The sequence below is a fragment of the Bacillus sp. 007/AIA-02/001 genome (assembly GCF_004634455.1).
Lineage (GTDB): Bacteria > Bacillota > Bacilli > Bacillales > Bacillaceae_G > Bacillus_A > Bacillus_A cereus.
Genome location: NZ_SEIY01000002.1, coordinates 277119 through 299977, shown reverse-complemented (window position 1 = coordinate 299977; position 22859 = coordinate 277119). Strand labels below are relative to the sequence as shown.

Sequence of the window (22859 nt, the reverse complement as noted above, 5' to 3'; positions counted from 1 at the left end):
CTTATTTTTGGAACAGCTCACCTTTAAAAGCATTTTGTAATAACGATTGATAGAGTTCTTGCATACTTTGCAAAGAATTTTGTAATAGATTTTTGTGTGAATTAATTTGTTCTAATTTATTATCAAATTCATTTTGTAAATCGATTGGAGGTAAGATAATTGGAATGCTTCGGACAGCATCTTTTGTTATGGATTTGGTTACAGCACCTTGTACTCTATTTTGAATTAAATTCTGTCCTGCCTTTGTATTTAATAAGTAGTATATAAATTGATTATTTGCTTTACTATTAACTAAGATCATAAATTGATTCATGCCTAGTGAAACAGGTCTATTTAAATCGGGCATAATATATACTTTACCTGCACTACCTATCTTATTAATAATAATTTCCCCACCAAACATCTGAGTTTTAGTTAAAAAATTATATGCTTCTTCTGTAATATACTTAACGTCTTCTGTATATTTTTGGCGTTCTAAATCAGTAGTGCGTATCATTAATGCATAGTTTTCTTCATCTAATAATTCCACATGATTTTTTAACACTTGATAGCTGCCATTAGCATGATAATCTGTTAATACACTTATCACATCACCAAAGCAAACTTTATTCCAATTTCTAGTGTTGTAAATTGGATCACCAAACATCTCTAAAAACAAACTTTGTGTTAATTCATCTAATGCTGCGATTTGGGATTGTCGTTTTGTAATAATTTCATAAGCTTTATCTAATACACTTACTATTTTTTTTTGTTGTTCTAATGAAGGCAATGGAATTACAATCTCCTTCAAAAATTTAAAGTGACGATTATATCCCGTATTAGGAATTTCAATTGAAGTTAAGTAATAATAAATATATTTAGTTATAGCACTATCCTTCATTTTATTGACTAATACCTTTACGCCATCTGCCCCTATATGAAAAGGATAATCTATATATTTTAATATCCTTGTGTGATCGCCAAATATTATGGATTCCTCTTTGAATGGATTTTCCAAATTGCTATATCCTGCTATTACTTTTTTCCCTTGATCTATAACAGGATACTTAGCTTCATTTAAATAATTATTACTCGGAATTTTTTCTAAGTTTCTAGTATTATCTTGTAATAAATCAGAAAATGGCATCAATATCCATTCATTTGAATTTAAGATTAAGAGATTTTTTTTATTTTGATAATTACTTATATTCACCACTTAATCCTCCTTCAACATTCCTGCTAACGCTTGAATATCTTTCAAAATTTCCACTTCCATACCTTCAATTTTATCTAAAATATCTTTTGGCGCTTCATAATCTATTTCTTCATACTCAATCCCTTTATATTTAGTAATAGAAAGATCCCAATCATTTTCTTTGATTTCTTTAAACGATACAAAGAAAGATTGTTCTGTATGTTTACGTTCTTTTTCTCCTTCTAAATCATTATAACGTGCAATAATATCTGGAATATCATTCGCATCGATTTCATTTCGTTTATCATCTAATGAATAGCCATCTGCTTTCATGTCATAGAACCATACATTATCCGTACCACCAGCATTGGTTTTTGTAAAAATCATAATAGCTGTTGATACTCCTGCATAGGGTTTAAAAACACCACTTGGCATCGAAATAATCGCTTCTAATTTGTTATTCTCAATAATTTCTTTTCGAATTTCTTTGTGAGCTTTTGAGTTACCAAATAACACGCCATCTGGCACGATTACTGCTGCACGACCACCTGGTTTTAAAATACGTAAAAATAATGTTAAGAATAATAGTTCGGTTTTCTTCGTTTTTGTCACAGCTAGTAAATCATTCGAAACAGCTTCATAATCTAATGAACCTTTAAATGGTGGATTGGCTAATACTAATGTATATTTTTCTTTTTCCTTATTGTCTTCTGAAAGAGAATCACGATACGAGATATTTGGTGCATCTACACCATGTAGCATCATATTCATTGCACCGATACGTAACATTGTTGTATCCATATCATTGCCATGGAACATATCGTGATGGAAGTGTTCTTTTAAGCCCTGTACAATAAATAAATCACTGTGATTTTTACGTAAATATTCACTTGCTGATACTAAGAAACCTGCCGATCCCATCGCTGGGTCAATAATGATATCCTGTGGAGTTGGCTTCATTAACTCCACCATCATATTAATAATATGACGTGGTGTACGGAATTGACCATTTGTACCTGAAGTTGCTAGTTTCGATAATAAATACTCATATACATCACCTTGTGTATCTCGATCCTCCATTGGGATACCATCAATAGCTGATACAACGCGTTGCAAAGTAGATGGTTTGTTAATTTGGAAAATAGCATCTTTCATATAAGTAGAGAATGCAGATTCATCTTGTCCACCAAGCCCTTTGATGAATGGGAAAATTTCTTGCACCATCTTATTGTACATATCTTCTGCATCACCTAAGTTTTTAAATACGTTCCAACGAAGGTACGGCTTATCTTTTGGAAAAATCCCATCATGTTCTAACTCTAAGATTTCAGCATTCTGTTCTTTTGCTAATTCAGCTTCATCTAAGCCTTTCATAAATAACAAATATGTTACTTGCTCAATATTTGTTAAAGGATTGGTACTGCCTTCTGTCCAAAGGGTTGTCCAAATCCCATCAATTTTGTTTTTTAATTCACCTGTAATCATGTCATTACCGCCTTTTATTGTTTAATAATATAGTACGCTGTACATTTAAAATCCAATTTACAAGATTTCCAATATACCTTGTAAGCCCATTTTCTCAAATGCTTCAAGTTTAAATTATTTTTGACGTCTTTCTAATTCCTCTATCTTCCTAAGAATATTTATAACTTCCTCTTCATACTTCGTAACAATCTCTCTTTGTTCCTCAATAGATGATACTGACACAGAAAGATTATTTACATCTTTTATTGGTAAGTTTGGAATCGTAGACCCTGCCATATGATTAGCAAAATAAATTTGTGTAATTAGTGATTCCAAATATAATTTTAAAAGTGCTGGGATCAAAGAGTTATTGCAACGAATGCCCACAAAGTTTTGAGACATTGATACATCTTCTCTATATGATTGGAATATCGTCATCTTACGATCCATGCCGCGAATTGATAATAAGACCTCATTATTTAAAATACGGTTATTATCAATTTTAGCATTATTTTGGATATTATATTTACTCAATTTATCCAATTGAATATCACCGTTTACAATATCAGAAATCTTCAATACTGCATATTCTCCAAGTTCCTCTTCATCAACTGATGTGATATGAGAATATTTTTTAATTCTTTTACTGGTTATCCCGAACGATATAATTTAACCACCATTTTTTTAAACTCTTCATTAAATTTCTTGTTTGTCATATGGACACTTCTTCCTTGAAATCCATTGTAAGGAGAAAGTGTCCATATGACTATACTAACTCTAAAATAGTTACATGCCCCCTCCCTTTTATACATATGTTCCACCTATACACAACACGTTTGTTTGAACTCATTCATAATATAGTCAAACAAACATAGCCCTCTTAACCCTTTATGTACCAAGCATTAAGAGAGCTATTAAAAGCATATTTACTATTGCTTGTCCATCCTTATCCATATAAAATAATTAATTTCATTTTATAACTCCCTATCTGTATTCCAGTGTTACTTTCATTGTCTATATGTTTAGAAGCGATGATAAAACAACAATCTTATTTATCATTCGCGGTTTGTCTCGCAAATGGGAGACCTATAATATTATACGCTTATTCTTTATGGCTTCACAATAGAAACTCATAATATAACAATTTCTTTCACATGCTTACAATTAAAAAAGACGCCCTAAAAAATCAAGCGTTCCTTTGCTTACATCTATGAAATTGTGCAGATAATATGCAGATATAAATTATCATAAGTACACATATGATGAAATGAACGATAGGACAAGGAGGTATCATAATGTTTACTTATACGTTAACTACCTTAACACTTTGCTGTACCTCAATTCTTATTGTATCCAATATTTCTAAACGTAAGGGTACCCTAATGGAGTATATGGTATTTATTATGTCTTTTAGTATGAGTATCGGTTTAAGTATTGGTTTTTATTTAGGCATTCTCTTTAAGGGGGAATTACTATATTCTACTTTACTTGCTATTTTAATTAGTGGTTTTATCGGTTTTTTAGTGGGTCTACGTTTTCACCTATATACTGCTTTAGAAGGAATGTTCTCTGGATTAATGGCAAGTATGATGGGAGCAATGATTACAGAAATGTTAAACGCTCAACAAGCTCATAGTATATTGTTCATTAGCCTTTTACTTACTATAACGATTACTATGTCCTGTGTGATTCAATTGTTATCGGAGAACTTTTCTACTTTTATCCAACAGCGTTTTTTGTTATTACTTTCAATTAGTGTAGTAATTATCGTTGCCGTATTCGCGACATTCCCAGATCATACTCCTGCACCTTCACCTGGGCATAATCAACATATACATTAGTACTTGCAACAAAAATGAATAAGCAGCTATCCATAGGATAACTGCTTCCTATTATTCTGGCTTATTAGGAATGTTTTGGTTTGGAACATAGTCAGATTTATAATCTGTATAGTTCACTTCCGTTACCATCCCTGCTGAAGCATGATGTAGGTCGTGACAGTGGAACATCCACTCACCGGGATTGTCTGCTACAAAGGCTACTTCATATTCTTCTCCTGGTTTTAAGTTCAATGTATCTTTTACAATTGGAGAACCTTCTATCGGTTTTCCATCTTTACTCAACACCTGGAAGAAGTGACCATGTAAATGCATTGGGTGATCATCCATTTTAGAACGATTTACCAATTTCACTTTTACTAAATCACCCTTTTTTACTTGAATTGGGTCAATATCCGGAAATACCTTTCCGTTAATTGTATATATCATTTCATTTTCATTCATTTGCGTATTTAAGTCCATATTATATGTAGCAGTATACTCTTGATTTAACGTGAAACTTCCTAATTTTTTAGTACCATATTTCATTATATCTACTTTCGGTAATTTTTCTTTTTCGTCTGCTTTATCTTTCATCTCTTTACTGCCATCATATTCAATAACAGCTTTCATTCCTTTTGCACCTTTATTTTTCGAATGGTCTTCAACATACCATTTCCCAGTTTTATTAGCAGTAAATTCAATATCATAACGTTCACCCGGTGCGATTGAAATTACTTTATCCTCTATAACTTTTGGATCGTTTATTGGTTGACCATCTGTCGCAATTACTTTTATATCATGACCGTGAACATGTATATCATGTGATAGATAACCAGCATTAACAAGTCGAAGACGAACTTTATCTCCCTTATTCACTTTCAATGGCACTACTAAATCACCGCTTTTTCCATTGATTGTGAATAAATCATACATACTCATATCATGACCTTCCATCTTCATATTTCCATGGTCCATTCCTACCATATTGCCAGAGTCTTTTTGATCACTGCCCATGTCCATACCAGAATGATCCATGCCGTTCTTATCATCATTCTTTTTCGTATTTTCATCACCTTTAGATTTATTACCTATTTGCCCTTTTGTCATTTCTTTTAACTGCTTTTTAATTTCTTCTTTATCTGTAACCCATTCATCCAACATTAATGTGTAATCTTTATCATATTTTTCCTTTGTATCTTCTACAATGAGCGCTCCATACAAACCTCTATCTAATTGATTTACAGAATCTTGATGCGAGTGATACCAGTACGTTCCTGGTACGTTCGCTTCAAATTCGTAAGTGAAACTTTTTCCTGGTTCAACTGCATCTTGTGTCACGCCTGGAATTCCATCCATGTTATTTGGGACAGGATATCCATGCCAATGAATAGATACTGGTGCAGATAATTCATTTTTTAATGTCACTTTCACCTTTTCACCTTTTTTCACCCGAATTTCTGGACCAGGAGATGAGCCATTAAATGTCCAGACTGGAACAATAACACCGTTACTTAATTTTTGCTTTTCTTCTTTCGCTATTAAAGTAACTTCTGGTCCTTTTTCAACCTTCAATGGTTTTGTAGCTGTTTCAGTCTGTAGTGTTTTTTTATCATTCATATTTTTATGATCATTTGTTGTATTTGTAGCCAAAGAACATGCAGCAATTAAAAATATTACAGAGACTGTAACGGCTGCCAATACAAATCGCTTCATGGACAATCCCTCCTTTTTCTTTTTCAAAATCATTATAGAAGTTGATTTTCAAGAAAATAAGGAGATGTAATTAGATCTTACGTAAGCTAATTGGAAAATTACTAAAAGTAGAGACATTATAAGAGACGAATATTTTAGTAATACAAAATGCTTTCCTTGTAGCGACTACATTAGCCGTTCTCGTATTTGTTTTGACGTTATTTCTTAAGAAACAATAACACTGCTATTATTAAATAAGAAAAATGTAGCTAAAATGCTCTTCACAAAAGAACTTAGATTTTTGTATAATAAGAACTAATGTTCCTCACAGACAATGGACTCAAATTACACAAATATATCAAATAGAAGAGGATTGATATACGATGAAAATTGATAGACCAAAAATTTCACCAGAGTTATCTTCAAAGAATTTTCAAGATATTTTTTATGAAGAAGATCCAACATTGGAAGTGTGTGAAATTATAGACTCCACTTTCGAAAATGAATCTGTAGATAGAGTGCGGTTATATGATGCGGTGATAAAAAACTGTAAGTTTACTAATACAGACTTTAGCAATATTGATATTACAGATGTTTGTTTTGAAAACTGTGATTTATCAAATGTTAATTTAAGCAATTCTTCTGTTCACAGAGTCGAATTTAAAAACAGTAAATTAATCGGAGTAAATTTCACAGAATCTAGCTTAGGAAATGTTAAATTTGAGAATTCAATTTTGAATTTAGCGGCATTTGGAAATTCTAAACTAGAAAAAATCATCTTCAATGAAACTTCATTAAATAATGCAGATTTTTTTGACTGTAAACTTAAAAAAGTTGAATTCCAATTATGTAGTCTTGATGAAGCTAATTTTGATCAGACATCACTGAAGGGGATAGATATTAGTTCTTCTACCTTTGATACACTTACAGTTTCAGTGAGCGATTTAAGAGGATGTAAAGTATCGACATATCAAGCTGTTCAGTTTGCTACTTTATTAGGATTAATAATTAAAGATTAGTATTTCGAAGAAAAGAACCCTATCCCGAATCATGGATTTTTTAATTGTCCACGATTCGAGATAAAGTTCAAATAAATTAGTGATGACTCTTTTATTATTTAACTACAGCTTGGTTTCCTTTTACATGTTCATTATTTACACTCATAAATTCTTCAATTTCTTCAACTTCCCTAATGATATCTTTTGACAAGTTTTCATACCCGTCTTTCGTTACAAGAATGTCATCTTCAATACGAATTCCAATTGATTCTCCTTCAATATAAAGACCAGGTTCAATTGTTATAACCATACCTTCTTCTAACACTCTATCTTTATATGTTCCTACATCATGTGTATCTAAACCAAGGAAATGGCTGACACCATGATAATAGTATTTTGATAACTCTTCATCTTCTTGAATTAAACCAATTGCTTTACACTCTTCTGCCAGTACCTTTTTTGTATGCTCATTTAATGCAGCGAACTTTAATCCTGGCTTAATAATCTCTGTTGTTTCTTTTAATGCTTTTAATACAATATTATAAATTTGTTTTTGGCGACTAGAGAATGTTCCATTTGCCGGGAATGTATAACTAATATCAGCGTTATAGTAGTCTTTTTGAGCACCTAAATCTAGTAATACTAAGTCACCATTTTGAATTTGTGCATCATTATCTTCATAATGAAGAACTGTAGCATTTTTCCCACTCGCCAAAATTGTATTGAACGCATGGTACTTAATGCCAGATGACTTCAGTGTAAAATCAAATTGTGCTTCTAATTCATACTCCATCATGCCTGCTTTTGCATGCTTAAGTACGTTGTAAATACCGTCTTTCGTTATAGCAATCGCTTCTTTAATAATTTCAATTTCTTCCTCTGTTTTAAATACTCGTAATTCACAAATGTTCGGATATACATTACCAATTGTTACGTGTGGGTATTTTTCTCTTACATGTTTAGCAAATGCTAATGTTTTTGTCTCCGTACCATTCCAATCACGACGTTCTATATCTAAATATAGATGCTTCGCATTTTCTGTAAAAAGTATATTTGACATTGTCTTTTCAAAGCTATCTAAATATATAACTTTCTTTATACCTGAAATTTTCTCTGCTTCTTCGTTAGAAACTGTTTTACCGACCCATTTTTCCATTACTGGATCTGCCTTTTCAATGAAAAGTGTTTCTTCAACACTATTTCCAACCTTTTTCAGCATAAAAATAACATTTGGTTCATCGATTCCCGTTAAGTAGTAAAAATTACGATTCGGTACAAATTTATAATGTGCATCAGCTGACATATGCGGTGCTTGTCCCGCAAATAAAATCGTAATAGATCCCTCTGGTAATGTGTTTGCTAATCGTTCTCTATTTTGAGCAAAAAATGTTGATTTCATGATAATCCCCCTAGCGTTCTATGTATGATTAAAAAACTAATGATCTAATCAATTCATTTTATTATTGTTACAATTTTTCGTCAATTAATAGTACTCATAGAAAAAGGAAAATCCCCCCTTACTAGTGCCCATCTAATCTACATTATGCATACCACTCCACAATTCCTTGACATTTATTCCATATACTTAAAATCTCATATATAGGAAAGGAGCCACAACTTTGAAACATTATGTAGCAACAGGGTTAGCAATTACTTCCTTATTCATAATTACTGGATGTTCTAGCAACACCGAAACAGCACCCGTGAAGAAAGAAACGGTGCAATCTGAGTCAAAAAATATAGAAACAGCAAATACGAGTCCGCAAGACTTCTATAAAGAAATTACATCTGGAAAAATCGAGCACATTCACGGAATTGGCTATGCAGGAAATATATCTGGGGTTTCTATCGCCACTCATAGCGGGATAAAAGTTTATCAAGATGGAAAATGGCTTGAAACTAAGACTGGATTACATGATTATATGGGGTTTCAGGCAACGAAGAACGGGTTCTTTGCCAGCGGTCATCCTGAACCAGGAGCAGATTTAAAAAATCCTTTAGGATTAATGAAAAGTTCTGATGGCGGTAATACACTTGAAAAGCTAGCGTTTTACGGAGAATCTGATTTTCATAACCTTGCTGTCGGATATAATACAGAAGCAATTTATTTATACAATGAGCGTCCAAATTCTAAATTACAACAAGGTTTTTATTTCAGTACGAACAACGGACAAGATTGGGAAAATAGTAAGTTAAAAGGTCTTTCAAGTACGATTCATTCCTTTTCCGTACATCCGAATCAATCTAGTGTAGTCGTGGTAAGTGCTAAAGACGGTGTATATTTATCTACGGATTATGGAAATAAGTTTGAACTATTCTCCAAATCACTTGAATCGACCGCAGTTACATTAAGTAATGAAGATGTTATTTACGCCCCTATCAATAAGCAAATCGTAACGAAGAAATCAATTGCAACAAATGAAGAAACAAACATACAAATTCCACTTTTAGATTCTAAAGATGCAATTATGTATATTTCACAAAACCCTCAAAATTCAGCTGAAATCGCATTTGCTACAATGAAAGCAAATGTGTTCCTTTCTACCGATGAGGGTAAAACGTGGAAACAGATTACTAAAGAGGGAACATTACAATTAAATTAGAAAGGTGAATATGACGTGTTTTCAACAATTAGTGCATGGAGCTATCAACTCATGTCTTCTTTAATAGATGTCGCGAATGCTACGAAATCTGTACCTCTTTTATTTGCGTTTTTATTAGGCATTGTAGGTACACTTGCTCCTTGCCAATTAACAGGAAACATTAGCGCTATTACACTTTATAGCAACCAATCTTTACAAAAAGGACATGTATGGAAACATATACTTTTATTCATTTTAGGAAAAATAATGGCTTTTACGACGCTTGGACTATTAGTATGGTTTTTAGGAAAAGAGATTCAGCAAATATTAACTTTGTATTTCCCATGGTTACGCAAACTGATCGGACCTTTATTAATAATAATAGGTCTAATATTATCAGATATTATAAGAGGAAGAAATTTCTTCTCTACCCTTTTCCCTATTAAATTTATTCGAAAACAAAATGAAGTCAGCTCATTTTTACTTGTTTTTTTCTTTTCTTTAGCTTTCTGTCCGACTATGTTTGTGCTATTTTTCGGAACGTTACTCCCTTTATCTTTACCCTATAATTACGGGTACTTGTTTCCTACATTCTTTTCGATAGGAACTGCTCTGCCTATCGTCGTATTAATGTCCATCATCTCCTATCTAGGATTAAATGGGGCACTACTTAAAAAGAGCCGAAAAATAGGAAAAAACATTCAACGTATAGCCGGTGTTCTCCTTATTTTAATCGGACTTTATGATACTGCTCTATATTGGTAATACATACAAAAAGGTAAGTTCAATTCATTTGAACTTACCTTTTTTAAAAATTATATTTAACTCTTCTACATGTCCTTTTGCTTCATCTCCCACTTTTTATACAGTAGTACTGCACCAAATAAAAATACTCCCGCAACAAATGAAGCTACTGGTAACATTTTTATCATTTCATCAGGAAATACGAGTGGCAATAATGGAAATGCATACGCTGCTGGAATACGTACTCCAACGATTTTTAATAAAATAACCATTAATATCATATTTAATAACGTGACTACAATCCATGAATCAATTGCAAAATACAATAAAGTTCCAACAGTTGCCGATGCAGTTAATACTAATATTTGTTTAAAAGCCATTTTTTCATTATACATCGGCTTTTGAAGTGATTCATACACAACAACTAATATTGGTGGAATAACTGCTAATTGTTCATAACCAGTTATCCAGCATAAACTGATCCATACGAAATTTAGTATTAGAAATACAGTCATATATTTATACTGTATTTGCACTTTTCGCTCAATACCGTTGTTCAATTTAAATATAAGAACACCTATCATTAAAATAAATGTTAAAGCAAATACCGCGATAACAAATGACCATTCCGTCGCATTTGTTACTAACGGTAATAAACCTGTCGCAATGGATGGTGCTAAATTGGATTGAATAACACATAAAAACAACATCATTAATATAAGTGTTAAGCTAACTTTTCCTATATAGGAAATATCCATTTGATTCACTGCAAAACCAATAACAGCTGTTATTGACGGTGCAATAAAGATTTTTTCTGGTTGTCTTAACCATCCTGGCTCACGATACGCCCATAAAGCAATTGCCATCGCTGCTATTTCTGGCAAAATGACTTCCGGATCATTTAATAACACACCAGCTGTTACCATAGCTAAAATAAATAAAATAGCAATCGTATATGAGATGATTGTTTCTTTCTTTGAAATTACTGCATTCATTATTGCATACTCCTTTTTACTTATTACTTTCATAATGTAAAACAACAACTCTTTATACCCTACCATAGTATTGTATATTAGCATCTTTTCTATTTCAAGTATTAGTATTCATTTACATCCTCTCTCATCCATACACATACAAAACAAAGCATTTTATAGACATTGACACTTATTAAAAGATAGGTTACAATAACTATACATTAGTAAGTAGCTAATGTAATTACATCTAACTAGAGGTGAAACAAATGAAAAACATTTTATTCCGTATTAACGAATTGTCAAAAAAAGAAAAAGCGAATGGATTAACAGTTGATGAAAAACAAGAACAACAAATGTTGCGCCAAAACTATACACAAACATTTCGTGGAAGCTTAGATTCCATTTTATTAAACACAAAAATTGTTGATCAAAATGGTCTTAACGTTACACCTGCTGCATTACAAGATGCTCAAATACGTTTAAAATTAAGCAAATGAGTTCCGCGCTAAAGAATTCTAATAAAACATAAAAAGAGCTGGATTTCCTATATAGAAATTCCAGCTCTTTTTATTGTCTTTTTTAATTTAGTAAACGAGCGATACATCGCAATTCTCCACGACACAATCATCGCAAATGCAAGTAAGAAAAACATGCCGCTTAACTCTGCCAAATCAATTGATTGGCTTAAATATGACTTTAATGCCACGCGTACAGCTAATAAGCCTACTAAAATAAATATGAATGCTTTTGACGGTTTCATAAATATATGTTCGCCTTTTATTTCGAACTTAGTTGTTTTAATAAGAAAAATAGAAAAGATAAGCCCTATACTAATTGCCTCAACTATTTCTAACGATGTTAATCGAAACTCTGGTAAAAAGTACATCATTGCTCCAGTACTCATAAAAATTGGCGGCAATATAATTTTCTTTTTCGTTACCGGCTTTTTCGCTGCTTTAAAGCGCAGAAACATGACACCAACAGCCATACAAACCGCTAAAATACTTGATAAAAGTGCTATCATACTCTTCCCACTCCTATCTATTTAAAAGACTTTTTGAGCAAAATCATAAACCAAACGAGCCCGACACTTATAATAACATGACCTAATCCAGCCATATGGCTTAAACCGTAAAAGTCAGTTCCATTTACTTGTAGAAGACCTCTCCATAGCATTGTAGCAATAGTAAAGATTACTCCTACATTATAAACAACAAACCATGCACAAAAGCTCTTTGTTTCTTGTACATGAAACACTTTACATAAGGCTAAAGCAATTAAAAAGAATACAAAACCGAGCACTAATACATGTGTATGCACTAATTGCAACATTGTGGATCCTTTAATTCCTTGTGCTTTCGAATACTCTCTTGCAAATACACCTGATAATAAACCAATAATTAAGTAAATAAATGCCGCATTATATAATTTCTTCATTCTATTCCTCCTGTTGTAAACTTTCTATATTCGCTGCAATTATTTTAAGCAAAGTTTATGAACGGAGTATGAACAAAATATTACATTCAATTTTTGAAAATAAAAAAGCCATTCCACAAATAATAATTGTAGAATGGCTTTTCAATTTATTTTAAATCTTCTATTGAGAAAGCACCTGGCAGTAACTGCTCAACAGTCACTTCTTTTTCATCACCTTTTACATTCGTTAATAATACAGGCATTTTCGGATCACAGAATTCAGCAATTACTTGTCTACACGCACCACATGGTGAAATCGGTCCATCAGTTTCTCCTGTAATAACTAAGTAACTAAAATCGCGCTCACCTTCTGATACTGCTTTAAATATTGCTGTTCTTTCTGCACAGTTACATAAACCGTAAGAAGCATTTTCTATATTACAACCAGTATAGATTTTCCCTTCTTTCGTAACTAACGCTGCGCCAACAGGAAATTTAGAATACGGAATATACGCTTTCGATAACATCTTGTTTGCTTCTTCAATATATTTTTTCTTACCCATATTATTTCCCCCTCAAAGTAAACGAAATGATGATTAGTCAGTAATAACTGTATGAACTAATTTAGGAGCCACTGCTGTTTCAGCGATAGAGATGTTCTCATAAATTTTTGCTTTTACATCTTCTACATTTTCACGATTTGCGTAGATTGTTACGAATGGCTCGCCTTCTTTTACTGCATCGCCAACTTTTTTACGTAACATTAATCCTACTGCTAAATCGATTTCATCTTCCTTCGTTGCACGACCTGCACCAAGTAACATAGCTGCAATACCAATCTCATCTGCAACAATGTTAGAAATAACACCTGAAGTTTTTGCAGGTACATCAATTACATACTTCGCCTGTGGCATTTTTTCTGGATTGTCTACAATTGAGCTATCTCCGCCTTGATTGCTTAAGAACTCTTTAAACTTCTCAGTTGCTTTTCCGTTTTTCATCACTTCAATTAGCATTTCACGAGCTTCTTCTAACGTATTTGCTTTTTTCGCAAGTACGACCATTTGGCTACCTAATACAAGTACTAATTCTGTTAAATCTTCTGGACCTTCACCTTTTAACGTATCAATCGCTTCTTTTACTTCTAGAGCGTTACCAATCGCAAAACCAAGCGGTTGTGACATGTCTGAAATAACAGCCATAGTTTGACGTCCTACATTATTTCCGATACGTACCATTGCATGTGCTAATTCTTTTGCATCTTCTTCTGTTTTCATAAATGCACCAGCACCTGTTTTTACATCAAGTACGATTGCGTCAGCACCTGCTGCAATTTTTTTACTCATAATTGAACTTGCAATGAGAGGAATTGAGTTAACCGTTCCTGTTACATCGCGTAATGCATAAATCTTTTTATCTGCAGGTGTTAAGTTTCCTGTTTGTCCAATAACAGCTACTTTGTCACGGTTTACAATATCAATGAACTGCTCTTTCGTAATTTCAACGTGGAATCCTTCTACCGCTTCTAATTTATCAATTGTTCCGCCTGTATGTCCTAAACCACGACCAGACATTTTTGCTACTGGTACATCTAAAGCAGCTACTAATGGTCCTAATACTAATGTTGTCGTATCACCAACACCGCCAGTTGAATGTTTATCTACTTTAATTCCTTCAATTGCTGACAAGTCGATCGTTTCACCAGACTCAACCATCGCCATCGTTAAATCTGCACGTTCGCGATCTGTCATATCTTTAAAGAAGATTGCCATTGCAAGCGCACTCACTTGATAATCAGGAATACTTCCGTCTGTATATCCATTAATAAAGAATTTGATTTCTTCAGTCGTTAATTCTTTGCCGTCACGTTTTTTTGCAATAATATCTACCATTCTCATTACAATCACCATTCCTTTTTATATGATACGAATCTATTAAAATAATAAGCCAACGATTGTTGCTGATAAGAAACTTACTAATGTTGCACCGAATAGTAATTTCAAACCAAATCTTGCGACTACATTCCCTTGCTTTTCATTTAAGCTCTTAACCGCCCCTGCAATAATCCCAATTGAAGAGAAGTTTGCAAATGAAACTAAGAATACAGATATAATCGCTGTCGTTCTATCTGAGAAATTAAAGTTTCCTTGTGCTAAATCTGTCATAGCGACAAATTCATTCGATACTAATTTTGTTGCCATAATATTTCCGGCATTAACTGCTTCATACCAAGGTACACCCATAATAAATGCAAATGGTGCAAATACATAACCAAGAATTTCTTGGAATGAAATACCGATTACACCTTTAAATACTGCATTAATGAATGCGATAAGAGCAACGAAACCGACTAACATAGCTGCTACTGTAATCGCAACTTTAAATCCATCAATAATGTATTCCCCTAATACTTCAAAGAAAGTCTTTTTCTCTTCTTCTTGTACTTCTAACATATCTTCTTCCTCAGTAACTTCATACGGGTTAATGATAGAAGCAATGATGAAGCCACCGAATAAGTTAAGCACTAAAGCGGTTACAACATATTGCGGTTTTAATAACACCATATATGATCCGACGATAGACATTGAAACGGTAGACATTGCAGATGCACATAATGTATACATTCTTTTCTCTGGCAATAACCCTAATTGTTTCTTAACTGAAATAAACACTTCAGATTGTCCTAAAATCGCAGAAGCAACTGCATTATATGATTCTAGTTTCCCCATTCCATTTACTTTACTTAATGCTAGACCGATAGATTTCACAATAATAGGTAATACTTTAATGTGTTGCAAAATACCTATTAAAGCTGATATAAATACGATTGGCATTAATACACTTAAAAAGAACGAAAACTCTTTTTGATTTACTAATCCACCAAATACGAAATTCACACCATCAGCGGCATATTTTAATAACTCTCCAAAACCATCTGCTATTCCGCTAATTAATATATTCCCTACACTTGTATTTAATAATAAAAACCCCAAAATAAATTGTAATATAACCATCGTTATGATTGGGCGATATTTGACTTTCTTTCTATTATTACTAGCAAGCCAAGCGATACCTAAAATCAATACGAGGCCAAAAATACCAATTAAGTATTTCATAAGCCGTCTCCTCCCATTCGTATCCGCTTACATTTTTTTCAATTATTAAAGCAATAGATACACTTTACTTTGTGTATCTATTGCTCTTCACTTCATTAATGATTAGTAGTTATCTGTAGCACCTTTTGCATCATTTAATACGATTGCAACACTAGCACTTGCTCCAACGCGAGAAGCTCCAGCAGCTACCATTTTGTCTGCATCTTCACGTGTACGAACACCGCCAGATGCTTTTACACCAACGTTTGGTCCTACTGTTTTACGCATTAATGCGATATCTTCAGCAGTTGCTCCGCCAGTTGAGAATCCAGTTGAAGTTTTTACGAAGTCAGCACCAGCTTTTACTGATAATTCACAAGCGCGTACTTTCTCTTCATCTGTTAATAGGCAAGTTTCAATGATTACTTTTACAAGAGCTTTTCCTTTTGCTGCTTGTACTACTTCATAAATGTCTTTTTCAACAAGTTCGTTGTCACCATCTTTTAAAGCGCCTACGTTGATTACCATATCAACTTCAGTTGCACCTTTTGCAATAGCATCTTTTGTTTCAAATGCTTTTGTTTCAGTCGTGCTTGCTCCTAATGGGAAACCGATTACAGTACAAACGTCTACATCATGTCCAGCTAGTTCATCAGCCGCTAATTTTACCCATGTTGGGTTAATACAAACAGAAGCGAATTTATATTCCTTTGCTTCTTCGATTACTTTCATAACATCTTCTCTAGTAGTATTAGCTTTTAAAATTGTATGGTCAATTAACTTTGCAATGTTCATTATCTTCACTCCTCATATCTTTTAACAACTTCATTCTAACTCTTAGTTGAACAAATGTAAATACACTTTTGAAATTTTGTTCATTCTTTTTTAAAAGGAATCATCTTGTAGTAAATAAAGCGCATTCTAACAAAGAACATTTCAGATATATAATCAAAATTTTTATGTTAACAATGGTAGTATGTATCTCCATATCCATAATTATTTTTAAAAAGGCAATTTGTGTTCAAAAAAACTCCTATCATTCATACATAACAAAATAAAAGGCATTCTCAAAATTAACATCTTGAGAACGCCTTTTATTTCTAATCTTTTTGATAATGTAATAATTCTTTCGCTGTATGCTGATCGATAATTAATACATTTGCATACCCGCCACGTAACGCACCATCAATTGCTTTTATTTTTCTATTACCACCTGCAACTAAAATAGAACGTTTCTTTAATTTCAGTTCTTCTAACTCAATTCCAATGGTCCGCTTATTAATTTCTTCACTACTAATATTTCCGTCCCCATCAAAGAATCGTGAACAAATGTCACCGACCGATTGTTTTTTGAGTAAACTCGTTTCATCCTTATCGAAATAACCTAATCGGAATAATAGCGCTTCGTCTCGAACTGTTCCTACAGTGAAAATTGCAATATTCGCTTGTTTCCCCATTTCGATAATGTGATGAATATGTCGATCCTGCTCTACTAATTCTTTCGTCACTGCATTATCAAATATAACTGGAAGGGGGAGATTTCTTGGCGTCGTTTGAAAAGCATCTGCAAATAAAGCGATTGTTTCATTCGCATATGTATTTACACTCGAATGACTAATACCACCTTTTAACTGAACAACCTCTACCCCTTTTACATGTTGCGGTACGATTTTTCTAGCGATTTCATACATCGTCATTCCCCAGCTTACACCAACAATATCACCGTTTTTAACCGTCTTTTCCATATACTCAGCTGCATATTTGCTAATATACTCTGTAATCGTTGCATATTCCGGAACTGGAGAAAATACAACATGTGCCTCTAATAAGTTATACTTTTCTTTCAGTAAATTCCCGACGTTATCTAAATCCGCAAATGGATCAGCGATGCTAATTTGAACAAACCCTTTTTCTTTCGCGTACTTTAACAATCTAGAAATTGTTGGTCTTGAAATATTTAATTTGTTAGCAATTTCTTGCTGACTATAATCTGATTGATAATATAATCTTGCAACTTCAACGCTTAATTGTTGTTTATCTTTTTCCATAGTAACTCATTACAAATCCCTTCCTGTATTTCCCTTTCGTTACAAGCATTATACAGCTTTATGCAAAAAAATTCGACTACCGAATTTTATCTATCTGAACTTCTACTACACTTAATATATAATGAAAACTTATTGTGTAGATTTACAAACTCAATATAGATACGCTTGAAACATGTAAATCAATTAACATTTAATTCACATTTTTTCTGTAGTAACGATAACAAAGCCGTTCAATAAGAAACATGAAACATCATCTAAAAACTATTCAAATACCCCTTATAAACAGAAGTTACTATTTATAAGGGGTATTTACTCAATTTAATTTTATAAAAATTGGATGGAAACAATGCAAGTTCTCACTTATTTAGAATAAGTGAAAAGATGATGTTTTATTTGTTCAATAAAATAATGATGGTGTATATTATCGTTAGATACTCGACTTGCCATAATAGCCCCCTCCATTGCAGAGGCAAGAAAGGAAGCGAGTGATATAACCTCTATATCTTCTTTAAATTCTTGTTTCTCTATTCCTTCTTTTATGAGAGAAGCCATTAACATTACTGTATCATCATAACCTTTTGCTGCTGCTTTTTGTAATTCTGGAAATACTCCAGTACTTTCGATTGCGCTATTAAGTAATGGACAGCCTCCAGCAATAGGAGGATTATTAGCTGCATCTTGATATACAAGGAAAATTGCAAGGATTTTATCAATTGCTGTCTTTTTATTTTCCATTGCTTTATGAAAATGACTCCACATAATCTCACCACTTTTGTCGTAGGCAGCAAGGACAATTTCTTCTTTACTTTTGAATCTACGATAAATAGATCCTTTAGGTAGTTCAGTAGCTGTCATTATATCCTGAATGGATGTGCGAGTTATCCCATTAGTATTAAATAAATATAAAGATGTTTCAATAATTTTTTCTTTAACCTTATCAACTTTAGTCATGCTTTGTAATCCTCCTAATGAAAACGATCCTAATATTCTAGGTAATGTTTACCCTCTATTTTCTTAATTTTTTTGTAAGTATAAATAAGTTTGGAACAGAAATATCTTATCAATCCCTATCTTATGGAAACCTCAAAGAATACAGTTTGAAAAGAAGTTAATCAAATTGTATTACCTACATAAATTAAGTGAATTTTCCGTTAAAACAACATGACCAATTGTTTAATTCAGTCATATTATACAACTAATTTTATCTAAAATCGTAGAGGTGTAAAAATATATAGTTAATTTTAATGTATAGACATATGATTATTATATATAATTTTTATCAATATGTTTAGCTAAAGTGTTTGAACTACTCCCACTTTCACTTCATTCTATAAAAGATTAACCATTAATGATTACTGGAATTAAATTGTAACAAAGCAACCAAAATATAAATATATTTGCTTTTTTCCATTTTGATTTTGTTAATACTTTATAAAAAGGGTTTAAAAAACTAGAAACTTGTAGTATCATTAGATTTCGATTCGGACCGAACCGTCCGGTTTATAATCTTATATAAATATATTTAGAAGGAGAGCGTTATGCAGAAAGAAAAATCAAAAATTATAGGTAATTTAATTATGGGGGCAATACAGTGAACTTTATAAAAATGAATAAAAAAGAAATCATTATGCTAATAATCTTTACACTGTTTGTACCATTTCAAATTGGCTTGTACATATTATTTGGCATATCACTTTTAGCTAATGTCAATTTAGTTGAATCAGAATTTGTTCTTAGTGCCATCGGTTTTACTGTACCTGCTATTGTAGGAATCATTTGCTTTAGGAAAGAAATTATTGAAAGTTTTACTTATTTTAAAGAGAAGACAATTTTGAAAATAGTAAGTATTCCTATGGTAGTTTTATTTACGTTAATTGTGGAACAATGTGTTATGCATTTTCTAGCAACTGGTCAACCAGAGAACCAAGAGCAGCTCCTTGAAACGGGTGCAGAGGTACCTCTTGTATTTACATTGCTTGTATTTGGTATTCTGGGTCCAACACTTGAAGAAATTGTGTTTCGCCACATATTAATAAATCGTTTTTCTTACCATATTGGTACTGCTATTGCATCTATCATTTCGATTATGATTTTTACACTTCTTCATACGAACCAACTTGCGGATATTGCTATTTATTTACCTGGATCGTTGATACTTACTGCGGCTTATCTTATTTCTAAAAGATCCATTACATATGTTATAGCGATACACATGTTAAACAATTGCCTTGCTTTCATTCTGTAAGAAACTAGACTTGTTTCTGATGCCAAAAATATTCTATGTTTCTATCAAGCATTTTTGGCACCAGAACTACTTTTTCTATGACATAAGAAAGCTAATCAAAAATTATAAAATATTAGGAGAGTGTCAGTCATGATTGTAACAACAACTTCTGGAATTCAAGGTAAAGAGATTATTGAGTATATTGATATTGTAAATGGTGAAGCTATTATGGGTGCAAATATTGTCCGCGATGTATTCGCTTCCGTTCGTGATGTTGTCGGTGGCCGTGTTGGTGCTTATGAAAGTAAACTAAAAGACGCTCGTGATATTGCAATGGGCGAAATGAAAGAACTTGCAAAAGAAAAGGGTGCGAACGCTATCGTTGGTATTGACATAGATTACGAAGTTGTTCGTGATGGAATGTTAATGGTTGCTGTCAGTGGTACAGCTGTACGTATATAAGTAAATAAAAAAACGGTTCCTCTTGGAATTTATACTTTGAGGGGAAATCCTGATTCTGTTGCAGATTTTAAAGAATAAAACGAGAAATAATCAACTTTTTTATTTCTCGTTTTATCTACATATTTATTTTTGGAAAAACAATCTAACTCCAAATACTAATAATACGGCGCCTGTAATACCCTCTATTGTACGGTTCACTCTTTCTTTTCTTAAAAAAGTTCTTAATTGACGTATGAGTGAGATGTAAAGTAAATACCATATTGCTGTCAAAGTCGTAAATGTGAGTCCTAACAAAAGAAATTGGAAGAAATGATTTTGATTACTCACAATAAATTGGGGTAAAAAACTAAGGAAAAATACAGCGGTTTTTGGATTTAAAATTGCCGTAGTAAATCCTTGTCTAAAGCTTTTAATTGCCCCAATATCCTTAGAGTCCATTTCTGCTGAACCTGACATATCTTCTTTTTTATGTAAGGCACTTTTAATTGACTTTACAGCTAAATAAATTAAATAAACAGCCCCAGCATATTTTATAAATGTAAATAACATAGCAAATTTCATTAAGATAGCAGAAAGTCCTAACGTAGCCATTATTGTATGAATCATCATTCCAGATATCGTTCCTAAAACAGTCTTTATCCCGCCATTTTTACCATGCGAGATAGTATTTTTTGTAACTAGCGCAAAACCAGGACCAGGCATGATTATGATTAACATTGCTGTAAGGATAAATAACAAATAATTTTCCATGTTGTAGTATTTCCTCTCCAATTTTTAGTTTTGCTTACAGTATAGCTTTTTTCATTAAAACATTACATATAAAAGACTTGATCAGAAATTTATTTAGGTTATTCGTATCAATTTGATTAACTATTACCCAATAGCCACATTGATAAAACACATGACAAACTTATATATAATTGCAAGCTCAACTCTCACAAAAAACAGGATAAAAAATAAACAGCAGAACTAGTCCACTGTTTACTTTGCCACACCTTCATGTAATTTTTCTGTATAATCCTTTACATCTTTCCAGCTATCTTTCGCTGTATGTAAATCTTCTTTTATAAACGTAAACTCTTCCGGACTAATTCCTTTTACGTTTTGTAATAAATTATTATACTTTGCACCTACTGTATACCATTGATTTGATATGTTTTGTAGTGCTGTAATTGCTGCATCAATTGTTTCTGTCATGTTTGTTGTTTTATTTTTTACATCAGTCAAAATTACGACTTCTGCTTGTGCTCCTGAAATTCTATCTTTTAAATTGGCGATTTCTCTTTCTGCATTTGCGATATCTTTTTTCGCAACCGCAATCATCGGCCCGCCAGCAAGACATGTTATTAGAGCTACGCAAAGTACGCCACCAGCAATGACCATATCATTACTCTTTTTAATCGAATCGTTATATGTATTTATTTGTTGCTCTAGAGCTGGAATACCAGCATTCGTACTTGCCAATATCGCTGTTAACTGATTTGTATCCTCTTTGAAACTATTTGTATCTTTCGCCATTCTATCGCGAAAAGCTTTCAAATTTCCTAATAATCCATCTACCTCATTTTGATTCTTTACAATATCCGCATACAACTTTTCTAAATCCGCTTTTAATTTTCCACTATCCTTTTGATCAATCGCTATTAACATGTCATTATAATACGATTGAAAAGTATTATTGTAATTTATAATATTTTGATCTGTTTTCATAATTTGAGGCTTCATATTATTTAACCAATATGCTGCATTAATTTTTGCATCTCTTTGATGCTGAATCATATTCCCTTTAAATTCACTATTAATCGAACTTATTTTACTTAAATCCGTCTCTTGTTGATTTTGAATTAATTTTGCATATGAATCCATTGCAAATATGCTTGATGTCGTTTGTGCCATTACATCTTGGAATCCTGCTGGTCCAAGAGAATAGTTTTTCACATTTTCTTGTAGCACCGTTACATTTTGTTCTGCTGCAAAAGGATGTAAAGGAAATGCGTTACTCGTTGCCACCCCAGCAATCATTACCGCTAAAAGACATTTTTTATAAAATCGTTTCTGCATATTTTTCACCTATTCTCTTTATAAGGATATCAAAAGCTCCTGCTCACAACTGAACAGGAGCTTCAAATCATTCATCAACACTTAACGCCCTAACGATTCGTATTC

23 protein-coding genes are annotated in these 22859 nt (G+C 32.6%); 7 read left to right on the top strand and 16 right to left on the bottom strand.

Annotated elements, in window-relative coordinates; translation table 11 throughout:
• Position 1: 1 nt before the first annotated feature.
• The 3 genes from ES895_RS06995 to ES895_RS06985 all read right to left on the bottom strand — a co-directional run bounded on the left by ES895_RS06995 (position 2) and on the right by ES895_RS06985 (position 3259).
• Positions 2–1192 carry a restriction endonuclease subunit S gene (locus tag ES895_RS06995; RefSeq protein ID WP_135238228.1) on the bottom strand — a complete coding sequence of 397 codons (1191 nt, stop codon included), beginning with the start codon at positions 1190–1192 and terminating at the stop codon, positions 2–4.
• A gap of 3 nt (positions 1193–1195) precedes the next feature.
• Complete coding sequence (locus ES895_RS06990; RefSeq protein ID WP_135238227.1) at positions 1196–2659, bottom strand: type I restriction-modification system subunit M; 1464 nt, start codon at positions 2657–2659, stop codon at positions 1196–1198.
• Between the two features lie 114 nt (positions 2660–2773).
• On the bottom strand, positions 2774–3259 hold the full coding sequence (locus ES895_RS06985; protein WP_277680607.1) for a restriction endonuclease subunit S: 486 nt from the start codon (positions 3257–3259) through the stop codon (positions 2774–2776).
• A gap of 674 nt (positions 3260–3933) precedes the next feature.
• Here ES895_RS06985 and ES895_RS06975 point away from each other — a divergent pair.
• Positions 3934–4479 carry a hypothetical protein gene (locus ES895_RS06975; protein WP_135238225.1) on the top strand — a complete coding sequence of 182 codons (546 nt, stop codon included), beginning with the start codon at positions 3934–3936 and terminating at the stop codon, positions 4477–4479.
• Positions 4480–4530: 51 nt separating this feature from the next.
• On the opposite strand, the gene ES895_RS06970 is transcribed toward ES895_RS06975, so the two are convergent.
• Entirely contained in the window at positions 4531–6171 is a 1641-nt protein-coding gene (locus ES895_RS06970) for a multicopper oxidase family protein (RefSeq protein ID WP_135238224.1), read from the bottom strand.
• A gap of 362 nt (positions 6172–6533) precedes the next feature.
• Between ES895_RS06970 and ES895_RS06965 the strand changes: the two genes are divergently transcribed.
• Positions 6534–7169: a pentapeptide repeat-containing protein gene (locus ES895_RS06965; RefSeq protein WP_000687271.1), complete on the top strand. Its 636-nt coding sequence runs from the start codon at positions 6534–6536 to the stop codon at positions 7167–7169.
• Positions 7170–7263: 94 nt separating this feature from the next.
• On the opposite strand, the gene ES895_RS06960 is transcribed toward ES895_RS06965, so the two are convergent.
• A complete protein-coding gene (locus ES895_RS06960) occupies positions 7264–8547 on the bottom strand; it encodes an aminopeptidase P family protein (RefSeq protein WP_000842966.1) in 1284 nt (427 codons plus the stop codon).
• 220 nt (positions 8548–8767) lie between these two features.
• On the opposite strand from ES895_RS06960, the gene ES895_RS06955 reads away from it, so the two are divergent.
• Positions 8768–9751, top strand: coding sequence for a F510_1955 family glycosylhydrolase (locus tag ES895_RS06955; RefSeq protein WP_000683835.1), 984 nt, complete (start codon positions 8768–8770; stop codon positions 9749–9751).
• Positions 9752–9766: 15 nt separating this feature from the next.
• Entirely contained in the window at positions 9767–10495 is a 729-nt protein-coding gene (locus ES895_RS06950) for an urease accessory protein UreH domain-containing protein (protein WP_000493092.1), read from the top strand.
• Positions 10496–10560: 65 nt separating this feature from the next.
• Here the strand turns inward: ES895_RS06950 and ES895_RS06945 are convergent, their stop codons facing one another.
• Positions 10561–11469 (bottom strand): HPP family protein, encoded by a 909-nt coding sequence (locus tag ES895_RS06945; RefSeq protein ID WP_000994720.1) that lies wholly within the window; start codon positions 11467–11469, stop codon positions 10561–10563.
• 245 nt (positions 11470–11714) lie between these two features.
• Here ES895_RS06945 and ES895_RS06940 point away from each other — a divergent pair, with 245 nt between their 5' ends.
• Entirely contained in the window at positions 11715–11945 is a 231-nt protein-coding gene (locus ES895_RS06940; protein WP_000789773.1) for a DUF896 domain-containing protein, read from the top strand.
• A 47-nt stretch (positions 11946–11992) separates the two neighbouring features.
• On the opposite strand, the gene ES895_RS06935 is transcribed toward ES895_RS06940, so the two are convergent.
• The 8 genes from ES895_RS06935 to ES895_RS06900 form a co-directional block, all read right to left on the bottom strand.
• Positions 11993–12472 (bottom strand): CcdC family protein, encoded by a 480-nt coding sequence (locus ES895_RS06935; protein WP_000561045.1) that lies wholly within the window; start codon positions 12470–12472, stop codon positions 11993–11995.
• A 17-nt stretch (positions 12473–12489) separates the two neighbouring features.
• Positions 12490–12885: a DUF2871 domain-containing protein gene (locus ES895_RS06930; protein ID WP_000737863.1), complete on the bottom strand. Its 396-nt coding sequence runs from the start codon at positions 12883–12885 to the stop codon at positions 12490–12492.
• Between the two features lie 146 nt (positions 12886–13031).
• Positions 13032–13427, bottom strand: a complete 396-nt coding sequence (locus tag ES895_RS06925) for a cytidine deaminase (RefSeq protein WP_000516778.1) — start codon at positions 13425–13427, stop codon at positions 13032–13034.
• A gap of 33 nt (positions 13428–13460) precedes the next feature.
• A complete protein-coding gene (locus tag ES895_RS06920; RefSeq protein ID WP_001983022.1) occupies positions 13461–14762 on the bottom strand; it encodes a pyrimidine-nucleoside phosphorylase in 1302 nt (433 codons plus the stop codon).
• A gap of 36 nt (positions 14763–14798) precedes the next feature.
• On the bottom strand, positions 14799–15980 hold the full coding sequence (locus tag ES895_RS06915; RefSeq protein WP_044584348.1) for a NupC/NupG family nucleoside CNT transporter: 1182 nt from the start codon (positions 15978–15980) through the stop codon (positions 14799–14801).
• Between the two features lie 102 nt (positions 15981–16082).
• Positions 16083–16754 (bottom strand): deoxyribose-phosphate aldolase, encoded by a 672-nt coding sequence (gene deoC, locus ES895_RS06910; protein WP_001017452.1) that lies wholly within the window; start codon positions 16752–16754, stop codon positions 16083–16085.
• A 305-nt stretch (positions 16755–17059) separates the two neighbouring features.
• A complete protein-coding gene (locus ES895_RS06905) occupies positions 17060–18007 on the bottom strand; it encodes a sugar-binding transcriptional regulator (RefSeq protein WP_000409782.1) in 948 nt (315 codons plus the stop codon).
• Positions 18008–18367: 360 nt separating this feature from the next.
• On the bottom strand, positions 18368–18958 hold the full coding sequence (locus ES895_RS06900) for a TetR/AcrR family transcriptional regulator (protein ID WP_000169647.1): 591 nt from the start codon (positions 18956–18958) through the stop codon (positions 18368–18370).
• Positions 18959–19598: 640 nt separating this feature from the next.
• Here ES895_RS06900 and ES895_RS06895 point away from each other — a divergent pair.
• Entirely contained in the window at positions 19599–20252 is a 654-nt protein-coding gene (locus ES895_RS06895) for a CPBP family intramembrane glutamic endopeptidase (protein ID WP_135238223.1), read from the top strand.
• 129 nt (positions 20253–20381) lie between these two features.
• On the top strand, positions 20382–20693 hold the full coding sequence (locus tag ES895_RS06890; RefSeq protein WP_000637517.1) for a heavy metal-binding domain-containing protein: 312 nt from the start codon (positions 20382–20384) through the stop codon (positions 20691–20693).
• Between the two features lie 123 nt (positions 20694–20816).
• Here ES895_RS06890 and ES895_RS06885 read toward each other — a convergent pair whose 3' ends face one another.
• Positions 20817–21443 (bottom strand): LysE family translocator, encoded by a 627-nt coding sequence (locus ES895_RS06885; protein WP_000432986.1) that lies wholly within the window; start codon positions 21441–21443, stop codon positions 20817–20819.
• Between the two features lie 231 nt (positions 21444–21674).
• A complete protein-coding gene (nheC, locus tag ES895_RS06880) occupies positions 21675–22754 on the bottom strand; it encodes a non-hemolytic enterotoxin NHE subunit C (RefSeq protein ID WP_001171989.1) in 1080 nt (359 codons plus the stop codon).
• Positions 22755–22859: the final 105 nt, after the last annotated feature.

Excerpts from the sequence above, each read along its gene's own strand:
- ES895_RS06990 (WP_135238227.1), bottom strand. The coding sequence starts at position 2,659 with ATGATTACAGGTGAATTAAAAAACAAAATTGATGGGATTTGGACAACC.
- ES895_RS06975 (WP_135238225.1), top strand. The coding sequence starts at position 3,934 with ATGTTTACTTATACGTTAACTACCTTAACACTTTGCTGTACCTCAATT.
- ES895_RS06970 (WP_135238224.1), bottom strand. The coding sequence starts at position 6,171 with ATGAAGCGATTTGTATTGGCAGCCGTTACAGTCTCTGTAATATTTTTA.
- ES895_RS06965 (WP_000687271.1), top strand. The coding sequence starts at position 6,534 with ATGAAAATTGATAGACCAAAAATTTCACCAGAGTTATCTTCAAAGAAT.
- ES895_RS06960 (WP_000842966.1), bottom strand. The coding sequence starts at position 8,547 with ATGAAATCAACATTTTTTGCTCAAAATAGAGAACGATTAGCAAACACA.
- ES895_RS06945 (WP_000994720.1), bottom strand. The coding sequence starts at position 11,469 with ATGAATGCAGTAATTTCAAAGAAAGAAACAATCATCTCATATACGATT.
- ES895_RS06940 (WP_000789773.1), top strand. The coding sequence starts at position 11,715 with ATGAAAAACATTTTATTCCGTATTAACGAATTGTCAAAAAAAGAAAAA.
- ES895_RS06935 (WP_000561045.1), bottom strand. The coding sequence starts at position 12,472 with ATGATAGCACTTTTATCAAGTATTTTAGCGGTTTGTATGGCTGTTGGT.
- ES895_RS06930 (WP_000737863.1), bottom strand. The coding sequence starts at position 12,885 with ATGAAGAAATTATATAATGCGGCATTTATTTACTTAATTATTGGTTTA.
- ES895_RS06925 (WP_000516778.1), bottom strand. The coding sequence starts at position 13,427 with ATGGGTAAGAAAAAATATATTGAAGAAGCAAACAAGATGTTATCGAAA.
- ES895_RS06920 (WP_001983022.1), bottom strand. The coding sequence starts at position 14,762 with ATGAGAATGGTAGATATTATTGCAAAAAAACGTGACGGCAAAGAATTA.
- ES895_RS06915 (WP_044584348.1), bottom strand. The coding sequence starts at position 15,980 with ATGAAATACTTAATTGGTATTTTTGGCCTCGTATTGATTTTAGGTATC.
- deoC (WP_001017452.1), bottom strand. The coding sequence starts at position 16,754 with ATGAACATTGCAAAGTTAATTGACCATACAATTTTAAAAGCTAATACT.
- ES895_RS06905 (WP_000409782.1), bottom strand. The coding sequence starts at position 18,007 with ATGGAAAAAGATAAACAACAATTAAGCGTTGAAGTTGCAAGATTATAT.
- ES895_RS06900 (WP_000169647.1), bottom strand. The coding sequence starts at position 18,958 with ATGACTAAAGTTGATAAGGTTAAAGAAAAAATTATTGAAACATCTTTA.
- ES895_RS06890 (WP_000637517.1), top strand. The coding sequence starts at position 20,382 with ATGATTGTAACAACAACTTCTGGAATTCAAGGTAAAGAGATTATTGAG.
- ES895_RS06885 (WP_000432986.1), bottom strand. The coding sequence starts at position 21,443 with ATGGAAAATTATTTGTTATTTATCCTTACAGCAATGTTAATCATAATC.
- nheC (WP_001171989.1), bottom strand. The coding sequence starts at position 22,754 with ATGCAGAAACGATTTTATAAAAAATGTCTTTTAGCGGTAATGATTGCT.